Consider the following 24043-nt stretch of genomic DNA (forward strand, 5'->3'; position numbering starts at 1 on the left):
TCCCGAAAGCACCATGATCCGCACCATCCTGCAAGAAACCCTGATCTTTCTGCTGCCTTGGTTCCTGTTCTACGGCTATCTCCTCGCCGTCGGGCGCAACCCGCATCGCCGCGAACACTGGGAAGCCTCGGTGTTCCGCCTCACCATGGCGAGCGTCGCCCTCGTGATCCTGTCCCTCGTCGCCATCGGCCTTTTCGGCGAGCGCCATCGCAGCGGCTACACGCCGCCGCGGCTCGAAAACGGGCGCGTGGTCCCGGGCACTTTTCAGTGACGTCGCGCGGGCTCGATGACGACGGGCCTGCGCGGCTGCTGCGGCGCGACGACGTGCAGACGGTCCTCGCCTCCCTCGCTGCCCCCGACGAGGAGACGCGACTCGTCGGCGGCTGCGTTCGCGACGCCCTCCTTGGCCGAAATTCCTCCGATATCGATCTGGCGACGACCCTCGAGCCTGCGCAGACCCTGTCCCTCGCCATCAAGGCCGGCCTGAGGGCGATCCCGACAGGCTTCGATCACGGCACCGTCACGGTCCTGGTCGCACGAACGCCCTTCGAGGTGACGACCCTGCGCGAGGATATCGAGACCGACGGGCGCCACGCCGTCGTCCGCTTCGGCCGCGACTTCGTTCGCGACGCCGAGCGGCGCGATTTCACCATCAATGCGCTTTCGCTCGATCCGAGCGGACAGGTCCACGACACCGCTGGCGGTGTGAGGGACCTGGGCGATGGCCGCGTCCGCTTCATTGGCGACGCCGCGACCCGCATCCAGGAGGACGCCTTGCGCATCCTCCGCTTCTTCCGGTTCCATGCGCGCTATGGGCTCGCCGAACCGGACGCCGCCGGACTTTCGGCCTGTATCGCCGCGCAACACATGATCGACGGCCTTTCCCGCGAGCGGGTCCGGACGGAACTCCTGAAGCTTCTGGTGGCGCCGGGCGTAGCCGAAGCCCTCGCCGTGATGGACGAAGTCGGCATCCTCCCACGGCTCATCGGTGGCCCGACCGACCTTTCACGCCTCGGACGCCTGATCGGGGCGAGGCCACAGGCGGGGGACGTAGCGCGGCTTGCGGCTTTGGCCGTCCGCTCAAAGGCGGACGTTGTACGGCTTCAGCCGGCCCTGCGCCTCTCGAAGGCCGAGGCGGCTGCACTGTCGTCCTACGCGCTCGCCTGGGAGAGCCTGGACAGACGAAAGCCCATCGATCTGGGCACGATGCGCACCCTTACTGCGGATCATGATCCAGAAGCGCTTATGACTGCCCTCGCGTCGATGGATCCCAGCCAGAGCCCCCCGATCGCGGAAGACGCTGGCGTCTTCTTGGAAGCTGTCGGAGCTGGCCGAGCCCAGCGGCCGACCTTTCCCCTCACGGGGGCGGATCTCGCCTCAAACGGCATAACGCCGGGTCCAGCGGTCGGCCGCGGTCTGGACGCTGCGCGGGCATACTGGCTCGAACGCGGCTGCTCGGATGACCCATCGGCCATCGAGGCGCTGATCGAAATCGCGATGAATGCCGCACGCACGAAATAGGTCCGGGGAGCAGGGTCCCGGTTGAACCCAGCTTGTCCCGGACCTTGTCTACTTCAACGTTTCGATAGACCCAGAAGGGTACGAGAAGGCCTCTGAAGGTCCGCGAACGCTCTCGTCAGCAGCTCAGACGCCGGCCCTCGCGGCGGCCGAAGACGCGGTAATGCGCGGCAGCCGATTCCATCTGGCCCCGCTCGACCGCGCGGCGGACGTCAGGATTGCAACGCAGATACTCGCGCGCGTCGAAACCATATTCACGGCCCCCGCCGCGACCGCGATCGTCGTCATAGCCACGGTCCCTGCCGCGGCCGCGATCGTCATAACCGTAATCGCGATCTCTCCCGTAGCCGCCATAGGGTTGAGCCACGGCAGTGGCGAGGGTCGCGGTAAGGCTCAAGCCCACAATCGCGATTGCGCAAATCGACTTCATGTTCGGTGTTCTCCCTGATTCGAAACGAGAAACGCGTTGAAGGGAACTTCGTTCGATCTTCCCGGCTGACGTTATTTTCAGGACGTCAGATCATCAAACCGGGCGTCATATTCCCATTCGCCGAAGCTTGACCGCCGCACGCTGGAGGAGTTCGGACGCGGCGGCAAGGGTTGCAAACGAAAACGGCGGCCAGAGGCCGCCGCGATCACCAACTCGTTCAGTGCATGCCCCGCGCGGATCAGAAGCTCAGCGCGACCTTCGCGTCCTGAAGCTGGACGATCTGGCCGTCGATCTCCTCACGCTTGGCAAAATCCGTCGTCGCGTCGCGCTGGAGCTGGAGAGCCTCGATATCCGCGTCGATGGAGGCGGGGCTGATCTCCTCGAACGGGTTCGCCCGCTCGGCGATGACGGTGACCGAGGTCGGCCCGATATCGGCAAAACCGCCGCGCACGAGCACGCGCTTGCCGTTGTGCCCGGCCTCGTTGATGACGATGACCCCGACCTTGAGCGCGGTCAGAACCGGGGCGTGGCCGGGCAGGACGGTCATCTCGCCCTCGACACCCGGGAGCTGCACGGCCTCGATCTGGCCCGAATACAGGGTCCGCTCGGGGCCGACGAAGTCGAACTGGAAGGTGGCCATGGCGTCGGGAACCCAGGTTTCTGCGTGTCATGTCGATGGGTGCCCGACCGTATCGGCCGGGCACCCGGTAAGGCTCAGGCCGAAGCCGCGAGCTTCTTGGCCTTTTCCTTGGCATCCTCGATCGTGCCGACCATGTAGAAGGCGGCCTCCGGGAGGTCGTCGTAATCGCCGTTCACGAGGCCCTTGAAGCCCTTGATCGTGTCCGCGAGCGGGACCTGGATGCCCGGCGAGCCGGTGAAGACCTCGGCGACCGAGAAGGGCTGCGAGAAGAAGCGTTCGATCTTGCGGGCGCGCGCCACGGTCAGCTTGTCCTCTTCCGAGAGCTCGTCCATCCCGAGGATCGCGATGATGTCCTGGAGCGCCTTGTAACGCTGCAGGGTCTGCTGGACGCGGCGGGCGACGTCGTAATGCTCCTCGCCGAGCACGACCGGGTTGAGCATGCGCGAGGTCGAGTCGAGGGGGTCCACCGCCGGGTAGATGCCCTTCTCGGCGATCGAGCGCGACAGCACGGTCGTGGCGTCGAGGTGGGCGAAGGAGGTGGCGGGCGCCGGGTCGGTCAGATCGTCGGCCGGGACGTAGATGGCCTGCACCGAGGTGATCGAGCCCTTGTTGGTCGTGGTGATGCGCTCCTGCAGCGCGCCCATGTCAGTGGCGAGCGTCGGCTGATAGCCCACCGCCGACGGGATGCGGCCGAGGAGAGCGGACACTTCCGAGCCGGCCTGGGTGAAGCGGAAGATGTTGTCCACGAAGAACAGCACGTCCTGGCCCTTGTCGCGGAAATCCTCAGCGATGGTCAGGCCGGTGAGCGCGACGCGCGAGCGGGCGCCGGGGGACTCGTTCATCTGGCCGTAGACCAGGGCGCACTTGGAGCCTTCCGCGGAGCCGTTGTTCTCCTTGGGGTCCATGTTCACCTTCGACTCGATCATCTCGTGGTAGAGATCGTTGCCCTCGCGAGTGCGCTCGCCGACGCCGGCGAAGACCGAGTAGCCCGAGTGGACCTTCGCGATGTTGTTGATCAGCTCCATGATCAGCACAGTCTTGCCGACGCCGGCGCCGCCGAACAGGCCGATCTTTCCGCCCTTGGCGTATGGGGCGAGGAGATCCACCACCTTGATGCCGGTGACGAGGATCTGCGATTCCGTCGACTGCTCGGAATAGGCCGGGGCCGGCTGGTGGATGGCGCGGAGCGACTCCGACTCGATCGGGCCGGCCTCGTCGATCGGCTCACCGATGACGTTCATGATGCGGCCGAGGGTGTTGAAGCCGACGGGCACCTTGATGGCCTCGCCCGTATCGTGGACGTCCTGGCCGCGCACGAGGCCTTCCGAGGTGTCCATCGCGACGCAGCGGACGGTGTTCTCGCCGAGCTGCTGAGCGACTTCGAGGACGAGGCGGGCGCCGTTGTTCTTGGTCTCCAGCGCATTCAGGATCTCGGGCAGGTGGCCGTCGAAATGGACATCGACCACCGGGCCGATGACCTGGGTGATGCGGCCGACCTTGTTGGAGCCGGCGCCGGGGAAAGCGGTATTCGCCATGATGGAGTCCTTACGATCAGATGGGGATCAGAGCGCCGAAGGTCTGGTTAGAGAGCTTCCGCGCCCGAGATGATTTCGATGAGTTCCTTGGTGATCATGGCCTGACGCGTCCGGTTGTAGATCTGCGTCTGCTTCTTGATCATCTCGCCCGCATTGCGCGTGGCGGAATCCATGGCGCCCATGCGCGCGCCCTGCTCGGAGGCGGCGTTCTCGAGGAGCGCGCGGAACACCTGGACGGTGAGGTTGCGCGGCAGCAGCGTGTCGAGGATCGCTTCCTCGTTCGGTTCGAACTCGAGAGCCGCGTCCGGAGCGGTGGCCCCGGTCGCGGGCAGCTCGGCCGGGATCAGCTTCTGCGCCGTGGGGATCTGCGAGATCACCGAGCGGAACCGTGAGTAGAACAGGGTCGCGACGTCGAACTCGCCGGCCTCGAAGCGCGCGATGATCATGTCGGCGATCTCGGAGGCGAACTCGTAATCCACCGGCTTGGTGCCGCGGATGTCGCGGGCCTCGATGATCTGGTCCTTGAAGACGCGGCGGAGGAGGTCGTTGCCCTTCTTGCCGACCGTGATGATCTTCACGGTCTTGCCCTCGGCCATCAGCCGGCGGGCATGGTCGCGGGCGAGGCGCCCGATCGAGGAGTTGAAGGCGCCACAGAGGCCGCGGTCGGCCGTGCAGACCACGAGGAGATGGGTCTGCTCCGAACCGGTGCCCGAGAGCAGCCGCGGGCCCTGCACGCCGCCGACGAGGTTGGCGGCCAGGTTGCCGAGCACCTGCGCCATCTTCTCGGCATAGGGGCGGTCGCCCTCGGCCGCGTTCTGGGCGCGCCGAAGCTTGGCCGCGGCGACCATCTGCATCGCCTTGGTGATCTTCTGCGTGCCCTTCACCGACGTGATGCGGTTACGCAGGTCCTTCAAACTCGGCATCGGCTGACTTTCGGATCCGTCTCGGTTCGACCTGGCAGGCTCCCCTCCCCTTTCGGGGAGGGTATGCTCCTTACTTCACCGACTTGAGGACGCCCTCGATGGCGCCCTTCAGAGTACCGGCGCTGGCATCCGACAGGTCCTTCGAATCGCGGATCGTGGTGAGGAGATCGGCGTGCTTGGTGCGGAGGGTCGAGAGCAGCGCATCCTCGAAGGCGCGGATCTTGGCGACCGGCAGGGCATCAAGGTAGCCGTTGACGCCGGCATAGATCACCGCGACCTGCTCTTCCATCTTCAGCGGCGAGAATTGCGGCTGCTTCAGGAGCTCGGTGAGCCGCGAACCGCGGTTCAGGAGCTTCTGCGTCGAGGCGTCGAGATCCGAGCCGAACTGCGCGAAGGCAGCCATCTCGCGGTACTGCGCGAGCTCGCCCTTGATCTTGCCGGCGACCTTCTTCATCGCCTTGGTCTGCGCGGAAGAACCAACCCGCGAGACCGAGAGGCCGACGTTCACGGCAGGGCGGATGCCCTGGTAGAACAGGTCGGTCTCGAAGAAGATCTGGCCGTCGGTGATCGAGATAACGTTGGTCGGGATGTAGGCCGAGACGTCGTTGGCCTGGGTCTCGATGACCGGCAGCGCGGTCAGCGAGCCGTTGCCGGCGGCGTCGCCCATCTTTGCGGCGCGCTCGAGCAGGCGGCTGTGCAGGTAGAACACGTCGCCAGGATAAGCCTCGCGGCCGGGCGGACGGCGCAGGAGCAGCGACATCTGGCGGTAGGCGACGGCCTGCTTCGAGAGATCGTCGTAGACGATCACGGCGTGCATGCCGTTATCGCGGAAATACTCGCCCATGGCGCAGCCGGCGAAGGGCGCGATGAACTGCATCGGCGCGGCGTCGGAGGCGGTGGCGGCGATGATGATGGAGTATTCGAGGGCGCCGTTATCCTCCAGCACCTTCACGAACTGCGCCACGGTCGAGCGCTTCTGGCCGATGGCGACGTAGACGCAGTAGAGCTTGGCGCCCTCGTCCGTGCCGGCATGGGCGGCCTTCTGGTTGAGGATGGTGTCGAGGGCGATGGCGGTCTTGCCGGTCTGGCGGTCGCCGATGATCAGCTCGCGCTGGCCACGGCCGACGGGGATGAGCGCGTCGATGGCCTTGAGGCCGGTGGCCATCGGCTCGTGCACCGACTTCCGCGGGATGATGCCCGGCGCCTTCACGTCGACGCGGCGGCGCTCGGTCGTGGCGATCGGGCCCTTGCCGTCGATCGGGTTGCCGAGACCGTCGACAACGCGGCCGAGGAGGGCCTTGCCGACCGGCACGTCCACGATGGCGCCGGTGCGCTTGACGGTCTGGCCTTCCTTGATGTCGCGATCGGAGCCGAAGATCACGATGCCGACGTTGTCCTGCTCGAGGTTCAGCGCCATGCCGCGGACGCCCGACTCGAACTCGACCATCTCGCCGGCCTGGACGCTGTCGAGGCCGTAGGCGCGGGCGATGCCGTCGCCGACCGAGAGGACCTGGCCGACCTCGGTGACGGTGGCCTCCTCACCGAAATTCTTGATCTGCTCTTTCAGGATCGCGGAGATCTCGGCAGCGCGGATGTCCATCGTTAGGCCTCTTCAAACGAGAAATGGGTGTGTGATGACGGGACGGATCGAGCTCCCACGGAGCCCGGACCCTCAGGCTTCCCGCATCGCGAGACGAATTCCGTTGAGCTTGGTCCGCAGCGACGCATCGACCATGCGGCTGCCGATCTTCACGACGAGACCGCCGATCAGGCTCGGGTCGACATGGAGGTCGAGGTCGATCTCGGACTTGGCGACGTCGCGCAGGGAGGCCTTGATCTCCTCGATCACGGCATCCGACGGGCGCTCGGCGACGCGAACCTCGGCGCGCACGATGCCCTTGGATTCGCGCACGAGAACGCGGAAGGCGCGGATCATGTCCGGCAGGGCGAACAGGCGCCGATTGGAGGCCGAGAGCTTGATGAAGTTTGCCGCCAGACCGGTGATGCCGGCACGGTCGAGGACGGCACCGATGGCGGCGGCCTGCTCCTCGCCGGAGAAGACCGGGCTGCGCACGAGGCGCGTGAGATCGGCGCTCTCCTTGAGCAGCGCGTCGAACCGCTCCAGACCCTCTGCGACGGCATCGACCTGACGCTCATCCCGAGCCAAATCGAACAGGGCCGAAGCGTAGCGTGCAGCTACGCCTGCAACCGGGGAACTCGCCTCGGAACCGTTCTGCGCCACGCGGCCGCTCTCTCTTCAATCCGAACCGCGCGTTCCGACCGCATTTCGCCTCATTTCGGCGGCGGATCAGGAAACGTCGGCAATGGGAACGTCTCGGACCTAAGAGGGCGGGAAACCCCCTCTACCGAGGCGGCGTCGCCCTACCATGCGGTCATGGGCGACGCAAGGCGAGGCTTGAGGAGCTATGCGGGAACGATCCTGCCGGCATGACGGATCATGCGTGCGGCGAAATCGTGTCGCTACCGCAGCGGGATCATCAGAACCTCAACAGGCGATCCGGTCGCACCGTCGCTGAGCGGCGACCATCTTGGCCATCGCCTTCGGACCGGGGTGGCCGAGGAGACCGGTATTGCCGAGTACGTAGGACGGCGTCGCCACGAGACCGAGATCGGCCGCCATCCGCATCTGACTCTTGAGAGCGAGGCGCACCTCCTCGCTGTCCCCGATGCTCTCGATCTCCGCCGCCGGCAGGCCGAGCTTGACCGCTGCGGCGAGGGCCGAAGGTCCGTCGATCCGACCCGGCTTGCTGAGCATGTCCTGATAGAGTCGCCACGCCGCCTCGGAGCCGAGCCGGCGCTGGACGGCAAGGGCCACTTTCGCAGCCTGGGCCGACTGGATCGAAAGAATCGGATTGTTGATGAGGCCGATCCTCAAGGTCGGATCGGCAGCGGAGAGAGAGACGAGGTCGGCCGCCGCTTTCCGGCAATACGGGCAATTGTAGTCGAAGAACTCGTAGAGCGTGACCTCCGCTTCGCGCGGCCCGACATAGGTGACGCCGCGCAACGCCTGGATCTCGCCGACGATCTCGCCGGGCAGCCGCATGTTGGCGACCGGTCGGTCGTCGTCGTTCTTAACGGCGAAGGCCTGGCCGTAGCCTTGCGCCAGTGCCAACCCGGAGGCGCCCAGGAATACCCCCAGCCCTGCCGAGAGGACGAGATACTGCCGTCGTTCGATACCCATGAGACGCCACGGTTCCAGGGCCGGGAAGCGGCCGCGGTGTCTTCTACGAGCTGGGAATGGACGGGGCTAGTGACAGGCGTTGACGGCCGTCCCGGCCCGGACGCCTGTCGTCCTCACGGTCTCCTTGCGTGGTCCTGGGCCATGCCCCCCGGCGCTGCCTGCGCGGCAGTGGAGGCGCAGGGAGCGCCCATCACGAGGCTTTGCGGCGAGGCCGGCTACCCACTTGGCCGCACTTGAGATAGCGTCGGGCATGCTTCTGCGATCGGTCACGGGGTCGTCGTGCGACGCCTCCTGAAATTCCTGCACACGATGGGGTCCGTCGGGCTCATGGGGGCGATGGCGTCGCTCGTCGTGATGCTCAGCGTCACGCCCGGGCCGGATTCGCTCTCCGGGTACGCCCTGATGCGCAGCGCCATGGTCGCGGTGTCGACATATGTCTTCCTGCCCTCGCTCACGCTGACTTTGCTCGCCGGCCTGCTGGCGATCGCCCAGCGCGCCTTTCACAATGCCGGCTGGGCCTGGCTCAAGCTCGCCACCGGTATCCTGATGTTCGAGGGCGGCCTCGTCCACATCCAGGGAACGATGCAGCAGGAGGCGGAACTCGCCGCCCAGGCTCTCGCTGGACATGGCAATCCGGCGGAACTCGGCCTCTCTCTCTCCGGGGAGCGCGGCACGCTCTGGCTGCTGCTCGCGGTCTCGACGGCCAATGTCGTGCTCGGAGTCTGGCGTCCGCGCCTCACGCGGCGCCAAGCCCGCGGTCAGCCTTCTAGCCCTGCTCAGCCTTCGAGCTTCGCCACCAGCGCGTCCGAGAGCGTGAAGTTGACGTAGACGTTCTGGACGTCGTCCTGGTCCTCGATGACCTCGACGAGGCGGATCAGCTTCTCGCCGGTCTCGTCGTCGACCATGATCGGAGCCTGCGCCTTCCAGATCAGGCCGGTGCGGCGCGGCTCGCCGAAGCGGGCCTCCAAGGCCTTGGCGACCTCGCCGAAGGCTTCCTGTGCGCAGATGACCTCATGGCCCTCATCGTCCGAGCGGACGTCGTCGGCGCCGGCCTCGATCGCCGCCTCCAGCATCGTGTCGGCATCGGCGACCTCGGGCGGGAACGCGATCAGCCCGACATGGTCGAACAGGAAAGAGACCGCGCCGGTCTCGGCCATGTTGCCGCCGGACTTGGTGAAGGCCGAGCGCACGTCGCTGGCGGTGCGGTTGCGGTTGTCGGTCTGGGCCTCGACGATGAGCGCGGCGCCGCCAGGGCCGTAGCCTTCGTAGCGGACCTCGTCGTAGCTCTCGGCATCGGCCCCGCTCGCCTTCTTGATGGCGCGGTCGATATTGTCCTTGGGCACGTTCTCGGCGCGGGCCGCGATGATGGCGGCGCGAAGCCGCGCGTTCATCGCCGGGTCCGGCAAGCCGAGTTTCGCCGCCACCGTGATCTCACGGGCGAGCTTGCCGAAGAGTTTCGAGCGGACCGCGTCGACGCGGCCCTTGCGGTGCATGATGTTCTTGAACTGGGAATGGCCGGCCATGGCGTGACCTTAAAAACTCGCTCGCGACGGAGGATCGCGGCCCGGCAGGACCCTTCCTCGACGCCGCCACGTTGGGGATGGCGCGGGTTATAGGCCGGGTCCCGGCGCAGAGGCAACGCGAAGGATGGTTCGGGTGAAGGAGGATCGCATAGCGGACTGGATCAAGCTGGGCCTCGCCGCGGCTGTTGGGGTGCTTGCAGGTGCGGTCCTGTTCCCGAGGAAGGCCCACGGCCCTGGCCGGCCGATCAACCCGCCTGAGCCGCGTGCCACGCCTGAAGAGCCCTCAGGGTGACGACCCCTCCCGGCCAGGCAACGCCGTCGATATGGCGGTGCGGATCTCCGGGCTCGCCGAGATCGGAGATCGCCGAGAACGCGCCCTCCAGCCTGTGACTCTCGGTATAGCGACTGCGCGTGGCGATGACGGGCAGGCCGGCATCGCGGGCTGAGCGGATGCCGGCTGCCGAATCCTCGAAGGCGATGGCCTCGGACGGTGCGACGCCGAGGCGCGCGAGGGCCAGATCGAACACGTCGGAGGCCGGCTTCTTGCGCGCAGCCTCGTCGCCGGATGCGATGACGTCGAAGACACTCTCGGGATCCTGGCGAAAGTTGACGGCGAGCAGGCGATCGACGTTCGGGCGGCTCGTGGTGGTCGCCACGGCCAGACGCACGCCCGACACCTTCGCCTCGGCGATGAGCCGAGCGATGCCGGGGCGCAGGGCCAGTTGCCCGGCTTCGACGAGATCGCCGTAGAGCCGGGTCTTGCGCTGATGGATCTCGGGCATCAGCGGGCGGATCTCGCCGGCCTCGGCCGCATGCTCGGTCTCGACGTAGTGGGCGAGCCGCTCCTTGCCGCCCATGACCTTGAGGAGATCGGAATAGGCCGCAGGCGACCATGTCCAGCCAAGGCCCATCTCCGAGAAGGCGCGATTGAAGGCCTGGCGATGCAGGTCTTCGGTCTCGGCAAGAGTCCCGTCGACGTCGAAGATCAGCGCCTTCAGCATGACAGCGTGCCGGAATGGTCCTGGGCACCCGCCCGTATTCCGGCGATGCGATCCGCATAGCCCGCAGGCCCGGCACTGAAGACGGCATTGCCGGCGACGAAGGCGTTGGCGCCGGCGGCGGCCGCGAGACCGACCGTCTCGGCCGTGATCCCGCCATCGACCTCGATGTCGATGTCCCGGCCCGCCGCCATCGCCCGAACCCGCGCCACCGTCTCGAGCGTCGAGGGGATGAAGCTCTGGCCGCCGAAACCCGGATTGACCGTCATGACGATGACGAGGTCGAGCAGGTCGATGAGCGGCTCGACCATCGCGGCCGGGGTGCCGGGATTGAGTGCGATGCCGGCGCGCTTGCCGAGGGCTCGGATCGTCTGAAGCGAGCGATGGACATGCGGGCCGGCCTCGACATGGACTGAGATCGCGTCGGCCCCGGCATCCGCGAACGCGGCGAGATAGGGGTCGACCGGGGCGATCATCAGGTGGACGTCGAAGGGCTTCCGGCTGTGCGGGCGCAGGGCCTTCACCACGCCGGGCCCGAAGGTGAGGTTGGGCACGAAATGCCCGTCCATCACGTCGAGATGAATCCAGTCGGCCCCGGCCTCGTCCACGGCGCGGACTTCCTCGCCGAGCTTGGAAAAGTCGGCGGACAGGATCGAGGGAGCGATGATCAGGCCGGTCATGGAAGCCTCAGTTAGGTCAGCGTCGGCTTCACGCCATGCGGCGCTTGCGCTCCACGAGTTGCATGATGATCGGCGTCAGGATGAGCTGCATCGCCAAGTCGAGCTTTCCGCCCGGAATGACGATGGAGTTGGCGCGGCTCATGAAGCTGCCGTCGATCATCGAGATGAGGTAGGCGAAGTCGATCCCGCGCGGATCCTTGAAGCGGATCACCACGAGGGATTCGTCGGCCGTGGGAATCCAGCGGGCGATGAAGGGGTTCGAGGTGTCGACCGTCGGCACGCGCTGGAAATTGATGTCGGTCCAGGAGAATTGCGGGCAGATCGTCTGCACGTAGTCGGGCATCCGCCGCAGGATGACGTCGGTGACGGCCTCGGTGGAATAGCCGCGGAACGAGCGGTCCCGGTGCAGCTTCTGGATCCATTCGAGGTTGATCACCGGCACGACCCCGATCTTCAGGTCGGCATAGCGGGCGATGTCGATGGCCTCGGTGACGACGCACCCGTGCAGCCCCTCGTAGAACAGGAGGTCGGAGGCAGGCGGGAACTCCTCCCACGGCGTGAAGGTGCCCGGAGGAGTTCCGTAGCACTCCGCCGCCGCCGCATCGTGGACATAGTGCCGGGTGCGGCCGCTGCCCGACTCGCCGTAGGTCCGGAATACCTCCTCGAGCTCCGGCAACAGGTTCGCCCGCGGCGCGAAGTGGCTCAGCGTTGGCTCCTCGGCCATCGCCTTGCGCATGGCGATGCGGTCGAGGGCGTGGAAGGCATCGCCTTCGATGTAGACGGCACTGACATCCTCGCGCCGAAAAATCTGCTCGAAGGTGTTGCGCACCGAGGTTGTGCCGGAGCCCGAGGAGCCGGTTACCGAGATGATGGGATGACGCGCCGACATCGTGCTCCCGAACCCGCCTCCCGCCGGTCCTCAGTTCCGGATCAGGCCGCGCTGGCCGAACAGCGGCGAGCGGCCCGCGGCCGGATTTCGGCCGTTGAAATAGGTTGCCACGGTGGTGACCTCCTCGGCCGAGCCGAACACCAGCGGAACCCGCTCGTGGACCGACGTCGCCGCGATGTCGAGGATGCGGCGCTCGCCGTCGGTGGCGCCGCCGCCCGCCTGCTCGATGAGCATCGCCACGGGGGCGGCTTCGTAAAGGAGACGCAGGCGCCCCTGCGCGTAGCCCTTCCGGTTGTCCCCCGGATAGAGGAAGATCCCGCCGCGCATCAAGACGCGCTGGGCGTCCGCCACCAGCGAGCCGAGCCACCGCATGTTGCAGTCTCGGTCGCGCGGGCCCTCCTTTCCGCGCAGGCAATCCTCGATATAGGCCTTCACCGGACTGTCCCAGTGACGGGCATTGGAGGCGTTGATCGCGTATTCGTTGCTCTGCGCCGGAATCTCCAGCTGCGGATGGGTCAGGCGGAAGGCGCCGGCCTCGCGGTCGAGGGTGTAGATCTGAGTACCGGCGCCCATGGTCACGACCAGGGAGGTGGCCGGGCCGTAGGTGACGAAGCCGGCCGCCAGCTGGACCGTGCCGGGATCGGTAAAGGAGGCGATCGGGTCGCCATCCCGCACGACCGCCGGGCGGATGCCGAAGATGGTGCCCACCGCCATGTTGACCCCGATATTCGATGAGCCGTCGAGGGGATCGATGGCGACCGCGAGCGGTGCGCCGGGATTGAGCACCATGACGCCCTCGGCCTCCTCGGACGCGACCTCTGCCACGGGCACTGACCGGAGCGCCTCTGTGAAGCGCTCGTGGGCAAGGACGTCGAGGGCCTTCTGGACGTCGCCGTCGCTGTTGTGTTCGCCTTGAGCTCCAAGGTCGCCGCCGAGGGCACCGCGGCCGATTACCGCGCTGACATCGATCGCCGCCGCCGCGCAGGCCGTGATGACGGCTGCGACGTCGGCAAGCCGGGCATCCGTCGCAACGGCCTGCGCCAGGCCCGCATCGAGATGGGCGCCGAATTCCAGAGGTGCTGCCGACATCAGTTCTCGTTCCCTCACCCTGTTGCGGCCGGAGAAACGCCCGGTTCGCGGCCCCGTCAAGAACCCGGCCGCGCCGTCTCCGCCGCTTCGACGTCCTGGCCGGCTTAACCGGCACCCCGCGACAGGCAAACCCTGACCCGAAGGAATTCTGAAAAAACTTGCGGGGCCTCCTAAAAAAACTAGAACCGCCGAATGCGCAACCTCTCACTGAAACAGCTCCAGGCAGTCGCCGCCGTATCGCGGCTCGGCACCATGACGCGCGCGGCGCAGGAGCTCAACGTCACCTCGGCCGCCCTCTATGCACGCATCCGCCAACTTGAGGAGGAGGCGGGCCTTCTCCTGTTCGATCGGACGCCCACCGGCCTGAAGCCGACCGATGCGGGCCGCGAGATGCTGTGGGCGATCGACAGCATCAACACCGTTCTCGAGACCTGTGCCGAGAAGATCGAGATCCTCAAGGGCGGCGGCGGCGGGCGCGTCGCCATGGGAGTCGTTTCCACCGCCAAGTATTTCACACCCCAGATTATCGCCGCCTTTTGCGCACAGAACCCGGCCGTGGAGATCAACCTCGCCGTCGGCAACCGCGGCGACACGGTCGAGGCGCTGCGCAACTACGCCATCGATTTCGCCATCATGGGTCGGCCGCCTCGCGATTTCGCCATCGAGGCGGAGACCTTCGGGGCGCATCCCCTCGTCCTCGTGGCCCAACCCGGCCACACCCTGGCCGGGCGCTCCGGCCTGACGCGAGCGGACCTTTCCGAGCAGTCGTTCCTCGTCCGCGAAGAGGGCTCGGGCACCCGCACCGTGTTCGAGGAGTTCATGTCCGGCGTGATGATCAAGCGCGCTAGGCTCGGGATCGATGCGGCCTCGAACGAGACCATCAAGCAGGCGGTGATGGCTGGCCTCGGAATCGCTCTGATCTCCGGCCACACGGTGGCGGCCGAGGTCGCCAGCGGCCGTCTGATCCTCCTCGACGTTCACGGGCTGCCGATCCGGCGCGACTGGTACGTGGTGCGCCGGGCCGACAAGGTTCTGGGCCCCGCCGCCGCCTGCCGCGATTTCGTGGTGAAGGAGGGCGCGCGCTGGTTGCCGACCCTCGATACCTCGGCAGGACGCGCGCCGTCGGAGTTCGAGAGGTGAGCGCAGCCGGCATCATCATCGTGGGTGCGGGACAGGCGGGATTCCAGGTCGCAGCCTCCTTACGGGACGCTGGCTTCACCGACCCCATCACCCTCATTGGCGACGAACCGAACCTGCCGTACCAGCGCCCGCCCCTGTCGAAGGCCTATCTGGCAGGCAAGCTCGATGCCGCCGGCCTTTTCCTGAGGGCGGCGGGCTACTACGCCGATCATCGGATCGAACACCGAGGCCCGATCAGCGCCGTCGCCATCGACCGCGCGGCACGAAGCGTCCGATTGGAGGACGGATCGGCCCTCCCCTACGATCATCTCATCATCGCCACGGGATCGCGCAACCGTGCGCTCAAGGTGGAGGGCGCCGATCTCGCGGGAGTCCATCAGCTTCGATCCCTCGCCGACGCCGATGTGCTTCAATCCGGTCTTTCGGCGGCGCGTTCGGTGGTCATCGTCGGGGCCGGCTTCATCGGGCTCGAGTTTGCCGCCGTCTGCGCCGCCCGCGGCCTCGACGTTACCGTCATCGAAGCCGCCGACCGGCCGATGGCTCGCGCTGTCTCGACCAGGACGTCGGCATTCTTCCTCGCCGCGCACGAGAAGGCTGGCGTGCGCTTTGTCCTTGGCGCCGGGCTCGCCGCCATCCACGGGACCGACGGACGAGTTTCCTCGCTGAGGCTCGCCGACGGCAGCGAACTTGCCGCCGACCTCGTCCTCGTCGGCATCGGCGTCGTGCCGAACCAGGAACTTGCAGCGGAGGCCGGCCTCGACACCGCCGACGGCATCGTCGTCGACGAGGTCCTTGCCACCTCCGATACGGCCATCTCGGCTCTCGGCGATTGCGCGCGCTTCCCGACCCGCTTCGCCGAGGGCCTGTCCGGCGGGAACCGCGTGCGTATCGAGTCGGTGCAGAACGCGATCGACCAGGGCCGCTGCCTCGCTGCGCGACTTGCCGGTCGCGCCGCATCCTACGACGCCGTACCGTGGTTCTGGAGCGATCAGGGGCCGCACAAGCTTCAGATCGCCGGGCTTGCCGCACCCTCCGACCTCACGGTGGTTCGGGATGCCGGTTCCGGCTTTTCCGCCTTCCGCTATCGAGAGGGGCGCCTCTGCGCAGTCGAGTCGGTCGATCGTGCGGCCGACCACATGGCAGCACGGCGCATCCTCACCCTCGGCCTTACCCTGTCCCCCGATCAGGCAGCGGACGCCGGCTTCGATCTCAAGGCCCTGGCCAAGGGCGGATAGCGGTCAGCGATCGTTCTCGGTGGTCAGGTCGTCGGCGCGGGTTCCCTCGTCGCGGCCGCGGCGGCTCAACGTGACACCCTCGCCGCCATCCTCGCTGAACAGGACGCCCGCCATGATCAGGGCGCTGCGGAGGGCCTCTACCTGCCCCGTCGCTGGATCGCCGAACCCGTCCTCAAAAGCCTTCACGTCAGCCTCGCCGAACCCGACCTTGGCGGCGAGGTCGCCCTGCGACCAGCCCAGCAGAGCTCGAGCCGCGCGGGACTGCGCCGGGCTCATGGAAGCCGGCGCCATGCCATCCTGTCCGCTCTCGTCAGATCCCGCCACGCCGCCGTCTCCTCTCGCGTTCTCTGGGATCTACAACCGGACGAAGGCAAGATCGTTCAGGCGATCCACGATTTACGCGCCGCTGGGGCCGAATTCCCGAGGCTGGAGCCTGGAATTTCGCTTCCGCACGGGACAGTCCAGAAAAGCATCGGCTGCGGTCTTGACCATATTTGCGCTGGAATCTTATCGGATGGGCAGCACCGTCCTGACGAAGCTCTGGAGCCGATCCCAGGACGATCGACGTGATGATGGCGCCAGGGGAGGCCGACCAATGAGAGCAACGCTGATCGCCGCCGCGGCTTCCGCCGTCATCGGCACGACCCTTCTGGCCGCCACCGCGGCCCAGGCGCAGATGGGCAACAACGTCACCGGCTTCGGCAAGGAGAACCGGGAAAAGAAAGAGCAGAAGCAATACATTCCGGCGGCCAAGCCGCAAGAGAAGATCTTCCCGCTCGATTCGACCTGGACCGCGGTCAGTCTCAACGGCAAGCCGTTCAATGGCGCCGACCGGCCGAGCTTCGTCATCGACAAGCAGTACCGTGCCCGCGGCTATGGCGGATGCAACACGTTCGCGGCCACCGCCTTTCCCCTACGCGACCAGCAACTCGCCGTCGGCCCGCTCGCGCTGACCAAGAAGCCCTGCGACAAGGGCACCGGCGCCTCCGAGCAGGATTTCTTCATCGCTCTGCGCACCGCGGGCCAATGGGACCTTGTCGGCTCGCAACTGGTGATCAAGAGCCAGAAGGGCGAACTGCGCTTCGATCGCGCGCTCTGAACGATCTGAAAGCGGCCGTTTACGCCGCGTTTAGGACGATCGCGGATCGCCGTTTCCGCTTCATCGGCCCTCAACCAACTCGGCGCCTCACTGCGTCCGTTGTCTGGGTCGAGGCATGCAATGGGTGTGAGAGTGGCGTCGTGCGGCGGTGCGGAACCGCGTGGCGGATCTGGCGAGCAGCTTCGCTATACGTTCGCTCACGGTCTCGACAGGGCGGCTGCATGGATCGCTCTCGCGACACCGCTCTTCGCGACCGTCGCCGTCCTGATTGCCCGCTGACGGCCGAATCGTGCCTCGGCGCCGCGGCCTGAACGAGTGCGGCCTGTTCTTCACGTCATCTCCGGCTTGCGGACCGGTGGGGCCGAGACCATGCTGGTCGCGCTCTGCCGCAGTCTTGAGGCCCGGGGGATTCCGCAGCACGTCGTCACCCTCACCGAAGGGGGTGCGAATCGGGCGGTCCTGGAAGCGGCCGGTATCCCGGTTCATGGTCTCGCCCCTCGCGGGCCGCTGGGCGCGGGGACCTCGGCCGTATCGCTCGCCCTTCTGATCCGACGTCTGCGGCCGGCCGTGCTGCAGGGCTGGCTCTACCATGGCGACCTGCTCTCGGCCGTGAGCCACCGCTTTGCCGGCACCCCGGCCTCGACCCTGCTCGCCTGGGGTCTGCGCAATTCAGACATCGACCATGCTCGCTACGGCCGACTGCTCCTCGCCGGCCGATACCTGTCGCGATGGCCTGGAATCGTGATCTCGAACAGCCAGGCCGGCGCCGATTTTCACCTCGCGCAGGGCTATCGGCCCCAACGCCTCGCGGTGATCCCCAACGGCATCAATACGGACCGCTTCCGGCCCGACCACAGGGCCCGCGCCGTCATGCGGGCAGAACTTGGGATCGCTCATAACTCGATCGTCGCGGTTCATGCCGCTCGGCTCGACCCGATGAAGGATCACGTCACGCTCCTCGAAGCGGCGAGCCGAGTGCCCGGTGTCAGCTTCCTCCTCGCCGGTGCCGGGACCGAGACGCTTGATCTGCCGCCGAATGCGGTCGCCCTCGGCCGGCGCGATGATCTCGATCGGCTTTATGCCGCCGCCGACGTCGTGGTTTCGACCTCGGCCTTCGGCGAGGGCTTCTCCAATGCCTTGGCTGAGGGGATGGCGGCTGGTCTGGTGCCTGTGGCGACGCATGTCGGCGATGCGAAGCTGATCCTCTCCGATATCGGCCATTTGGTTTCGCCCAAGGATCCTGCTGCCATAGCGGCGGCGATCCTGGAGCTATCTGCCCTGCCGGTGGCGGAGCGTCGAGGGATCGGCGAGGCTGCACGGGCTCGGATCGAGACCCGCTTCGGAGTCGCCGCAATGGCCGACAACTTCCTGGCCGCATGGAACGGGGCCGGGGCGGTGCTGAACGGTCAGCAGAACGGCCGCTGAAGAACAAATTTCTCCTATGCCACCGGTTTGCGAATAGACCATTCTACTGCCCCGATAATCTTCCATTTCTACAGAAGGTTATTGTCGTTCTGCCACGCTTCGCGATTGCCTCGTACAGGTCGCCGCGATATTCCCGGCGCCATACTGGTCCGGCTGGCGCCCGCTGCCCGTCCCATCGTCACGCCGGACCGTCCTCGAGATGGCCGCCCCAGAGGAGATGAACCCATGAGCGACACCGCCAAGGCCGGCCACGGCCGCATTTACGGCTCCATTACCGAGACGATCGGCAACACGCCCCTCGTCCGGCTGAACCGTATCACCAAGGAGCGCGGCATCGAGGCCGAGATCCTGCTGAAGCTCGAATTCTTCAACCCCATCGCGAGCGTGAAGGACCGTATCGGCGTCAACATGATCGACGCGCTGGAAGCCTCGGGTCGGCTCAAGCCCGGCGGCACGCTGGTCGAGCCGACCTCCGGCAATACCGGCATCGCCCTCGCCTTCGTAGCCGCCGCCCGCGGCTACCGGCTCATCCTCGTGATGCCCGAGACGATGTCGCTGGAGCGCCGCAAGATGCTGGCCTTCCTCGGCGCCGAGCTCGCCCTCACCCCCGGCCCTCAGGGCATGAAGGGTGCCATCGCCAAGGCCGAGGAACTGCTGGCCGAGATTCCCGGCGCGGTGATGCCGCAGCAATTCTCGAACCCAGCAAACCCGGAGATCCACCGCAAGACGACGGCGGAAGAGATCTGGAACGATACGCAGGGCCAGCTCGACGCCTTCGTGGCGGGCGTCGGCACCGGCGGCACCATCACGGGCGTCGGCTCTGTGCTGAAGCCCCGCCTGCCGAACCTGCGCGTCGTCGCGGTGGAGCCGGTGGATTCGCCGGTGATTTCCGGCGGCCAGCCGGGCCCGCACAAGATCCAGGGTATCGGCGCCGGCTTCATCCCCGAGAATCTCCATCGCGACGTCGTGGACGAGGTCATCACAGTGTCGAACCAAGAGGCCTTCGATACCTCGCGCTTGGTGGCGCGGCTGGAGGGCATCCCCGGCGGCATCTCGACCGGCGGCAACGTCGCCGCGGCGCTGAAGCTCGCCGAGCGGCCGGAATTCCGAGGCAAGCGCATCGTCACGGTCGCCTGCTCCTTCGCCGAGCGCTACATTTCGTCGGCGCTGTTCGAGGGGATCGGCTGACCTCGGCTGTATCCTCGCGTCACCGGCACGGGCGGCCGTGACGCAACTTCCTCCGGTCGGGCCGGGTTGTCCCGGTCAGACAGGAGGAATTCCATGACTGATGAGACCGCACGGTCCTCGCTGAAGGATGCCGACACCTCCAAGGGCGGCGCAACGAGTGCCGGGATCAATCCCGCCGACGTCGGCAAGGCATCCTCCAGCCCCTCCGCTTCGCCTGAGTCGAACGAAACGAAGGAGGCGATCGACCGTGCTACCGCCTCCATCGGCAAGGACGAGGGCTGAGCCATGTCCGGCGACAGCATTCCGACCGAGACCGTCACCCGTAAGCCCGACGAGGATGTCGGCAAGCCGGGCGGCCCCGCCGCGGGCGGCGGCAAGCAGACGGCGCAGCAGGCGGAGATCACCCGGCAGGGGAGCGGCGGCCGCAGCGAGGCCGAGGAGCATGCCTCCTGGAGCAAAGGCGGCGGCGAGCCCGGTCGCAACCCGGCGCCCATCGGCGGCTCGTCGAACGGCCATTCCGACCAGAAGGCTGCACAAGGCCCACGCGAGGACGAGCCCGTCGCGGCAGGCCACTACAAGGTCGAACGCGGCAACAGCTGACGTCACGCGAAAAGGATCACCATGCCTTCCGACCGAGACGATCAGACCGAGAAGCCCGCCAAGAAGCCGGCAAACGTCGCGCCCGATGCGGTGAAGGACCCCAACGAGAAGACGGACGGGAAACCGGGACTGGGCGGCCAGGGCGGTTCGGCCGACAACGAGACCGACCCGGGCAGCAGCTGAAGCCCAGCGGGCCCAAGACTGGTCGGGGTATCCGCCGTTTGAACACCGAGGGCGGACGGGTACTGTATCCCTCAGGGAGACAGACGCCATGACCGCCCAAGCGATACCGGCCGAGAGAGCCGAGACGATCTACGACCGGGATCTCGACCGGAACCCGGCCAATCACCAGCCCCTGACGCCGCTCACCTATCTCGCTCGGGCGGCCCAAGTCTTTCCAGAGCACGTCGCGGTCATTCACGGCGCGCTTCGGCGTCCCTATTCCGATCTCTATGCGCGCTGCCGCCGCCTCGCCTCGGGACTGGCGGCCCGTGGGATCGGACGCGGCGACACCGTTGCGGTGATGCTCGCCAACACCCCGGAAATGATCGAATGCCATTACGGGGTGCCGATGACTGGCGCCGTTCTCAATACCTTGAACACCCGCCTCGATGCCGCCGGCCTCGCCTTCTGCCTCGACCATGGAGAGGCCAAGGTGCTGATCACCGACCGTGAATTCGCCAGGGTTGTCGGCCCGGCCTTGGCGCAGGCCAAGGCGAAGCCTCTTGTCATCGACGTGGACGATCCCGGATATCAGGATGCGGGCGAAGCGATCGGCAGTCTCGGCTACGAGGCGTTTCTCGCCGAGGGGGACCCAGCCTTCGAATGGGCGATGCCCGGCGACGAGTGGGACGCGATCTCGCTGAATTACACCTCCGGGACCACCGGCGATCCGAAGGGCGTCGTCTACCACCATCGCGGCGCCGCACTCCTCTCCCTCGGCAACGTGATTACCGGAGGACTCGGGCAGCACCCGGTCTATCTCTGGACGCTGCCGATGTTCCATTGCAACGGCTGGTGCTTCGCCTGGACCCTGTCGGTCGTGGCCGGCACCCATGTCTGCCTGCGGCAGGTCCGGGCCGGTCCACTCTATCGGGCACTCGCCGAGCACGACGTCACGCATCTCTGCGGCGCGCCGATCGTGATGCAACTCCTGCTCAACGCGTCGGACGAGGAAAGACGGCCGCTGCCGCGCCGGGTCGCCTTCATGACCGCGGCCGCGCCCCCGCCTCAGGCGGTGCTGGCCGCCATGGGCGATGCGGGCTTCGACGTCACCCATCTTTATGGTCTGACCGAGACCTACGGACCTGCCGTGGTCAACGCCTGGCACCGGGATTGGGACGGTCTCGCCGAGGACGAGCGCGCTGCCAAGATGGCGCGCCAGGGCGTGCGCTACCCAGTCCTCGAAGGCTTCGACATCCGCGACCCCGAGACCATGGAATCCGTTCCGGCCGACGGCGAGACCATGGGCGAGGCGATGTTCCGCGGCAACGTGGTGATGCGCGGCTACCTCAAGAACCCGAAGGCGACGCAGGCCGCCTTTTCCGGCGGCTGGTTCCGGTCGGGCGATCTCGGGGTGAAGCACCCGGACGGCTACATACAGCTGAAAGACCGCTCGAAGGACATCATCATCTCCGGCGGGGAGAACATCTCCTCGATCGAGGTCGAGGACGCCCTCTTCCGCCACCCCGACGTGACGGCCGCCGCCGTCGTCGCCAAGCCGGACGCAAAATGGGGTGAGACGCCGGTCGCCTTCGTGGAGTTGAAACCCGGAACCGCGGTCGAGGCAGATGCGCTCATAGCCTGGTGCCGCGAGCGCCTTGCGGGCTACAAGATCCCGCGCGAAATCGTCTTCGAGGAGCTGCCAAAGACCTCGACGGGAAAGGTGCAGAAGTTCCTGCTTCGGGAGCGGGCGAAGGCGATGTGAGGGCGTCGTGAGACGCGTGAGGCCAAAAGAAAAGGCCGGGCAAAGCCCGGCCTTCGCTCATATCGAACCTGACTTTTCGCGCTATGCGACGCTGCCCGACCGCTCGAACCGCTTGCGGTCGTTCGGGTCGAGGTATGTCTTGCGCAGGCGGATCGACTTCGGAGTGACTTCCATCAGCTCGTCGTCCTGAATCCAAGCGAGCGAGCGCTCCAGGGTCATGCGGATCGGCGGCGTCAGGCGCACGGCCTCGTCCTTCGAGGTGGTGCGGATGTTCGTCAGCTTCTTGCCCTTGAGCACGTTCACCTCGAGATCGTTCTCGCGGTTGTGCTCGCCGATGATCATGCCCTGATAGACCTTCGCACCGGGCTCGATCATCATCGGGCCGCGATCCTCGAGGTTCCACATGGCGTAGGCCACGGCCTCGCCCTTGTCGTTCGAGATCAGCACGCCGTTGCGACGGCCCGGCATCTCGCCCTTGTAGGGCTCGTAGGCCTTGAACAGGCGATTCATGATCGCCGTGCCGCGGGTGTCGGTCATGAGCTCGCCCTGGTAGCCGATGAGGCCGCGGGTGGGCGCATGGAAGACGAGGCGCAGGCGCGAGCCGCCCGACGGCTTCATCTCGATCATCTCGGCCTTGCGCTCGGACATCTTCTGCACGACGACGCCCGAGTACTCCTCGTCGACGTCGACCACGACCTCCTCGACGGGCTCCAGCACGTTACCCTCGTCATCCTTCGAGAGCACCACACGCGGACGCGACACGGCGATCTCGAAGCCCTCGCGGCGCATGGTCTCGATGAGGATGGCAAGCTGCAACTCGCCGCGGCCCGAGACGAAGAACGAATCCTTGTCGGCCGCCTCTTCGATCTTGAGCGTGACGTTGCCTTCCGCTTCCTTGAACAGGCGGTCGCGGATCATGCGGCTCGTGACCTTGTCGCCCTCGGTGCCGGCGAGCGGCGAGTCGTTGACGATGAAGGACATGGTGACGGTCGGCGGATCGATCGGCTGGGCCTGGATCGGGGTCTCGACCTGCGGATCGCAGAAGGTGTCTGCCACGGTGCCCTTCACGAGGCCGGCGATCGAGACGATGTCGCCTGCCTCGCCGACATCGATCGGCGCGCGCTCGAGCCCGCGGAAGGCAAGGATCTTCGAGACGCGGCCGGTCTCGACCAACTTGCCGGTACGGTCCATCACCTTGATCGACTGGTTCGGCTTCACCGTGCCCGACGCGATGCGGCCGGTGATGATACGGCCCAGGAACGGGTTTGCTTCGAGCAGCGTGCCGAGCATCCGGAACGGACCTTCCTCGACCTTCGCCGGGGGAACGTGCTCCAGCACGAGGTCGAACAGCGGCGCAAGGCCGTCCTCCTGCGAGCCGTCCGGCGCGGTCGCCATCCAGCCGGCGCGGCCCGATCCGTACAGGATCGGGAAGTCGAGCTGGTCGTCCGTCGCGTCGAGCGCCGCGAAGAGGTCGAAGACCTCGTTGACGACTTCGGTGATGCGGGCGTCCGGACGGTCGACCTTGTTGATGGCGACGATCGGGCGGAGGCCGATCTTCAGGGCCTTGCCGACGACGAATTTCGTCTGCGGCATCGGGCCTTCGGCGGCGTCGACGAGCACGATCACGCCATCGACCATCGAGAGGATGCGCTCGACCTCACCGCCGAAATCGGCGTGGCCGGGGGTATCGACGATGTTGACGCGGGTGTCCTTCCAGACGACCGAGGTCGCCTTGGCCAGGATGGTGATGCCGCGCTCCTTCTCGAGATCGTTCGAGTCCATCGCCCGCTCCTCGACCCGCTGGTTCTCGCGGAAGGAGCCGGACTGCGACAGCAGCTTGTCGACAAGCGTCGTCTTGCCGTGGTCGACGTGGGCGATGATGGCGATGTTGCGCAGCTTCATGGGGTATCCGAAGCGAGAAGAGCCCGTCACGTCACAGGCCGCGAGAATGCGGCCGGCCACGCCGGGTCCAGAATCGAGCTATCGCGCTGCAATATAAGGT

Annotated in this window: 26 protein-coding genes; 12 read left to right on the forward strand and 14 right to left on the reverse strand. The window is 66.7% G+C overall.

Annotated elements, in window-relative coordinates:
• Positions 1 to 13 precede the first annotated feature (13 nt).
• Both K2Y56_RS07110 and K2Y56_RS07115 read left to right on the forward strand, forming a co-directional pair.
• Positions 14 to 271, forward strand: a complete 258-nt coding sequence (locus K2Y56_RS07110) for a DUF6111 family protein (protein ID WP_292506487.1) — start codon at positions 14 to 16, stop codon at positions 269 to 271.
• The gene (locus K2Y56_RS07115; protein ID WP_292506489.1) at positions 268 to 1521 is read left to right on the forward strand and encodes a CCA tRNA nucleotidyltransferase; all 1254 of its coding nucleotides are present in this window, start codon (positions 268 to 270) and stop codon (positions 1519 to 1521) included. The genes K2Y56_RS07110 and K2Y56_RS07115 overlap by 4 nt, the downstream gene beginning before the upstream one ends.
• 115 nt (positions 1522 to 1636) lie before the next feature.
• On the opposite strand, the gene K2Y56_RS07120 is transcribed toward K2Y56_RS07115, so the two are convergent.
• From K2Y56_RS07120 to K2Y56_RS07150, 7 genes are all read right to left on the reverse strand, one after another.
• Positions 1637 to 1948: a hypothetical protein gene (locus K2Y56_RS07120; RefSeq protein WP_292506491.1), complete on the reverse strand. Its 312-nt coding sequence runs from the start codon at positions 1946 to 1948 to the stop codon at positions 1637 to 1639.
• 238 nt (positions 1949 to 2186) lie between these two features.
• Positions 2187 to 2588, reverse strand: a complete 402-nt coding sequence (gene atpC / locus K2Y56_RS07125; protein ID WP_292506493.1) for an ATP synthase F1 subunit epsilon — start codon at positions 2586 to 2588, stop codon at positions 2187 to 2189.
• 74 nt (positions 2589 to 2662) lie between these two features.
• A complete protein-coding gene (atpD, locus tag K2Y56_RS07130; RefSeq protein ID WP_292506495.1) occupies positions 2663 to 4123 on the reverse strand; it encodes a F0F1 ATP synthase subunit beta in 1461 nt (486 codons plus the stop codon).
• Between the two features lie 47 nt (positions 4124 to 4170).
• On the reverse strand, positions 4171 to 5046 hold the full coding sequence (locus K2Y56_RS07135) for a F0F1 ATP synthase subunit gamma (protein WP_292506497.1): 876 nt from the start codon (positions 5044 to 5046) through the stop codon (positions 4171 to 4173).
• 70 nt (positions 5047 to 5116) lie between these two features.
• Positions 5117 to 6646: a F0F1 ATP synthase subunit alpha gene (gene atpA, locus K2Y56_RS07140; protein ID WP_292506499.1), complete on the reverse strand. Its 1530-nt coding sequence runs from the start codon at positions 6644 to 6646 to the stop codon at positions 5117 to 5119.
• Positions 6647 to 6718: 72 nt separating this feature from the next.
• A complete protein-coding gene (locus K2Y56_RS07145; RefSeq protein WP_292506501.1) occupies positions 6719 to 7288 on the reverse strand; it encodes a F0F1 ATP synthase subunit delta in 570 nt (189 codons plus the stop codon).
• A 264-nt stretch (positions 7289 to 7552) separates the two neighbouring features.
• Positions 7553 to 8248, reverse strand: a complete 696-nt coding sequence (locus K2Y56_RS07150; protein WP_292506503.1) for a DsbA family protein — start codon at positions 8246 to 8248, stop codon at positions 7553 to 7555.
• A gap of 279 nt (positions 8249 to 8527) precedes the next feature.
• Between K2Y56_RS07150 and K2Y56_RS07155 the strand changes: the two genes are divergently transcribed.
• Complete coding sequence (locus K2Y56_RS07155; protein ID WP_292506505.1) at positions 8528 to 9076, forward strand: hypothetical protein; 549 nt, start codon at positions 8528 to 8530, stop codon at positions 9074 to 9076.
• Here K2Y56_RS07155 and K2Y56_RS07160 read toward each other — a convergent pair.
• From K2Y56_RS07160 to K2Y56_RS07180, 5 genes are all read right to left on the reverse strand, one after another.
• Positions 9025 to 9771 (reverse strand): YebC/PmpR family DNA-binding transcriptional regulator, encoded by a 747-nt coding sequence (locus tag K2Y56_RS07160; protein WP_292506507.1) that lies wholly within the window; start codon positions 9769 to 9771, stop codon positions 9025 to 9027. The two genes, K2Y56_RS07155 and K2Y56_RS07160, sit on opposite strands and share 52 nt — an antisense overlap.
• Before the next feature lie 245 nt (positions 9772 to 10016).
• Complete coding sequence (locus K2Y56_RS07165) at positions 10017 to 10772, reverse strand: HAD-IA family hydrolase (RefSeq protein WP_292506509.1); 756 nt, start codon at positions 10770 to 10772, stop codon at positions 10017 to 10019.
• The gene (gene rpe / locus K2Y56_RS07170) at positions 10766 to 11449 is read right to left on the reverse strand and encodes a ribulose-phosphate 3-epimerase (protein WP_292506511.1); all 684 of its coding nucleotides are present in this window, start codon (positions 11447 to 11449) and stop codon (positions 10766 to 10768) included. The genes K2Y56_RS07165 and rpe overlap by 7 nt, the downstream gene beginning before the upstream one ends.
• Before the next feature lie 28 nt (positions 11450 to 11477).
• Positions 11478 to 12338: a phosphoribulokinase gene (locus K2Y56_RS07175; protein ID WP_292506514.1), complete on the reverse strand. Its 861-nt coding sequence runs from the start codon at positions 12336 to 12338 to the stop codon at positions 11478 to 11480.
• Positions 12339 to 12368: 30 nt separating this feature from the next.
• On the reverse strand, positions 12369 to 13427 hold the full coding sequence (locus K2Y56_RS07180; RefSeq protein WP_292506516.1) for a class 1 fructose-bisphosphatase: 1059 nt from the start codon (positions 13425 to 13427) through the stop codon (positions 12369 to 12371).
• 192 nt (positions 13428 to 13619) lie between these two features.
• On the opposite strand from K2Y56_RS07180, the gene K2Y56_RS07185 reads away from it, so the two are divergent.
• Together K2Y56_RS07185 and K2Y56_RS07190 are read left to right on the forward strand one after the other, a co-directional pair.
• Positions 13620 to 14567, forward strand: coding sequence for a LysR family transcriptional regulator (locus K2Y56_RS07185; protein WP_292506518.1), 948 nt, complete (start codon positions 13620 to 13622; stop codon positions 14565 to 14567).
• Positions 14564 to 15802, forward strand: a complete 1239-nt coding sequence (locus K2Y56_RS07190; RefSeq protein WP_292506520.1) for an FAD-dependent oxidoreductase — start codon at positions 14564 to 14566, stop codon at positions 15800 to 15802. The genes K2Y56_RS07185 and K2Y56_RS07190 overlap by 4 nt, the downstream gene beginning before the upstream one ends.
• Before the next feature lie 3 nt (positions 15803 to 15805).
• Here the strand turns inward: K2Y56_RS07190 and K2Y56_RS07195 are convergent, their stop codons facing one another.
• On the reverse strand, positions 15806 to 16126 hold the full coding sequence (locus tag K2Y56_RS07195; RefSeq protein ID WP_292506522.1) for an XRE family transcriptional regulator: 321 nt from the start codon (positions 16124 to 16126) through the stop codon (positions 15806 to 15808).
• Between the two features lie 271 nt (positions 16127 to 16397).
• On the opposite strand from K2Y56_RS07195, the gene K2Y56_RS07200 reads away from it, so the two are divergent.
• From K2Y56_RS07200 to K2Y56_RS07230, 7 genes are all read left to right on the forward strand, one after another.
• Entirely contained in the window at positions 16398 to 16901 is a 504-nt protein-coding gene (locus K2Y56_RS07200) for an META domain-containing protein (protein ID WP_292506524.1), read from the forward strand.
• Positions 16902 to 17216: 315 nt separating this feature from the next.
• Entirely contained in the window at positions 17217 to 18326 is a 1110-nt protein-coding gene (locus K2Y56_RS07205) for a glycosyltransferase (protein ID WP_292506526.1), read from the forward strand.
• Positions 18327 to 18551: 225 nt separating this feature from the next.
• A complete protein-coding gene (gene cysK / locus K2Y56_RS07210; RefSeq protein ID WP_292506528.1) occupies positions 18552 to 19514 on the forward strand; it encodes a cysteine synthase A in 963 nt (320 codons plus the stop codon).
• 93 nt (positions 19515 to 19607) lie between these two features.
• Positions 19608 to 19796 (forward strand): hypothetical protein, encoded by a 189-nt coding sequence (locus K2Y56_RS07215; protein WP_292506529.1) that lies wholly within the window; start codon positions 19608 to 19610, stop codon positions 19794 to 19796.
• A gap of 3 nt (positions 19797 to 19799) precedes the next feature.
• Positions 19800 to 20114, forward strand: coding sequence for a hypothetical protein (locus K2Y56_RS07220; RefSeq protein ID WP_292506530.1), 315 nt, complete (start codon positions 19800 to 19802; stop codon positions 20112 to 20114).
• A 21-nt stretch (positions 20115 to 20135) separates the two neighbouring features.
• Positions 20136 to 20297 carry a hypothetical protein gene (locus tag K2Y56_RS07225; RefSeq protein WP_292506531.1) on the forward strand — a complete coding sequence of 54 codons (162 nt, stop codon included), beginning with the start codon at positions 20136 to 20138 and terminating at the stop codon, positions 20295 to 20297.
• 88 nt (positions 20298 to 20385) lie between these two features.
• The gene (locus K2Y56_RS07230; protein ID WP_292506533.1) at positions 20386 to 22041 is read left to right on the forward strand and encodes an acyl-CoA synthetase; all 1656 of its coding nucleotides are present in this window, start codon (positions 20386 to 20388) and stop codon (positions 22039 to 22041) included.
• Between the two features lie 81 nt (positions 22042 to 22122).
• On the opposite strand, the gene typA is transcribed toward K2Y56_RS07230, so the two are convergent.
• A complete protein-coding gene (gene typA / locus K2Y56_RS07235) occupies positions 22123 to 23943 on the reverse strand; it encodes a translational GTPase TypA (protein ID WP_292506534.1) in 1821 nt (606 codons plus the stop codon).
• Positions 23944 to 24043: the final 100 nt, after the last annotated feature.

The sequence above is a fragment of the Methylobacterium sp. genome, assembly GCF_019745455.1.
GTDB lineage: Bacteria > Pseudomonadota > Alphaproteobacteria > Rhizobiales > Beijerinckiaceae > Methylobacterium.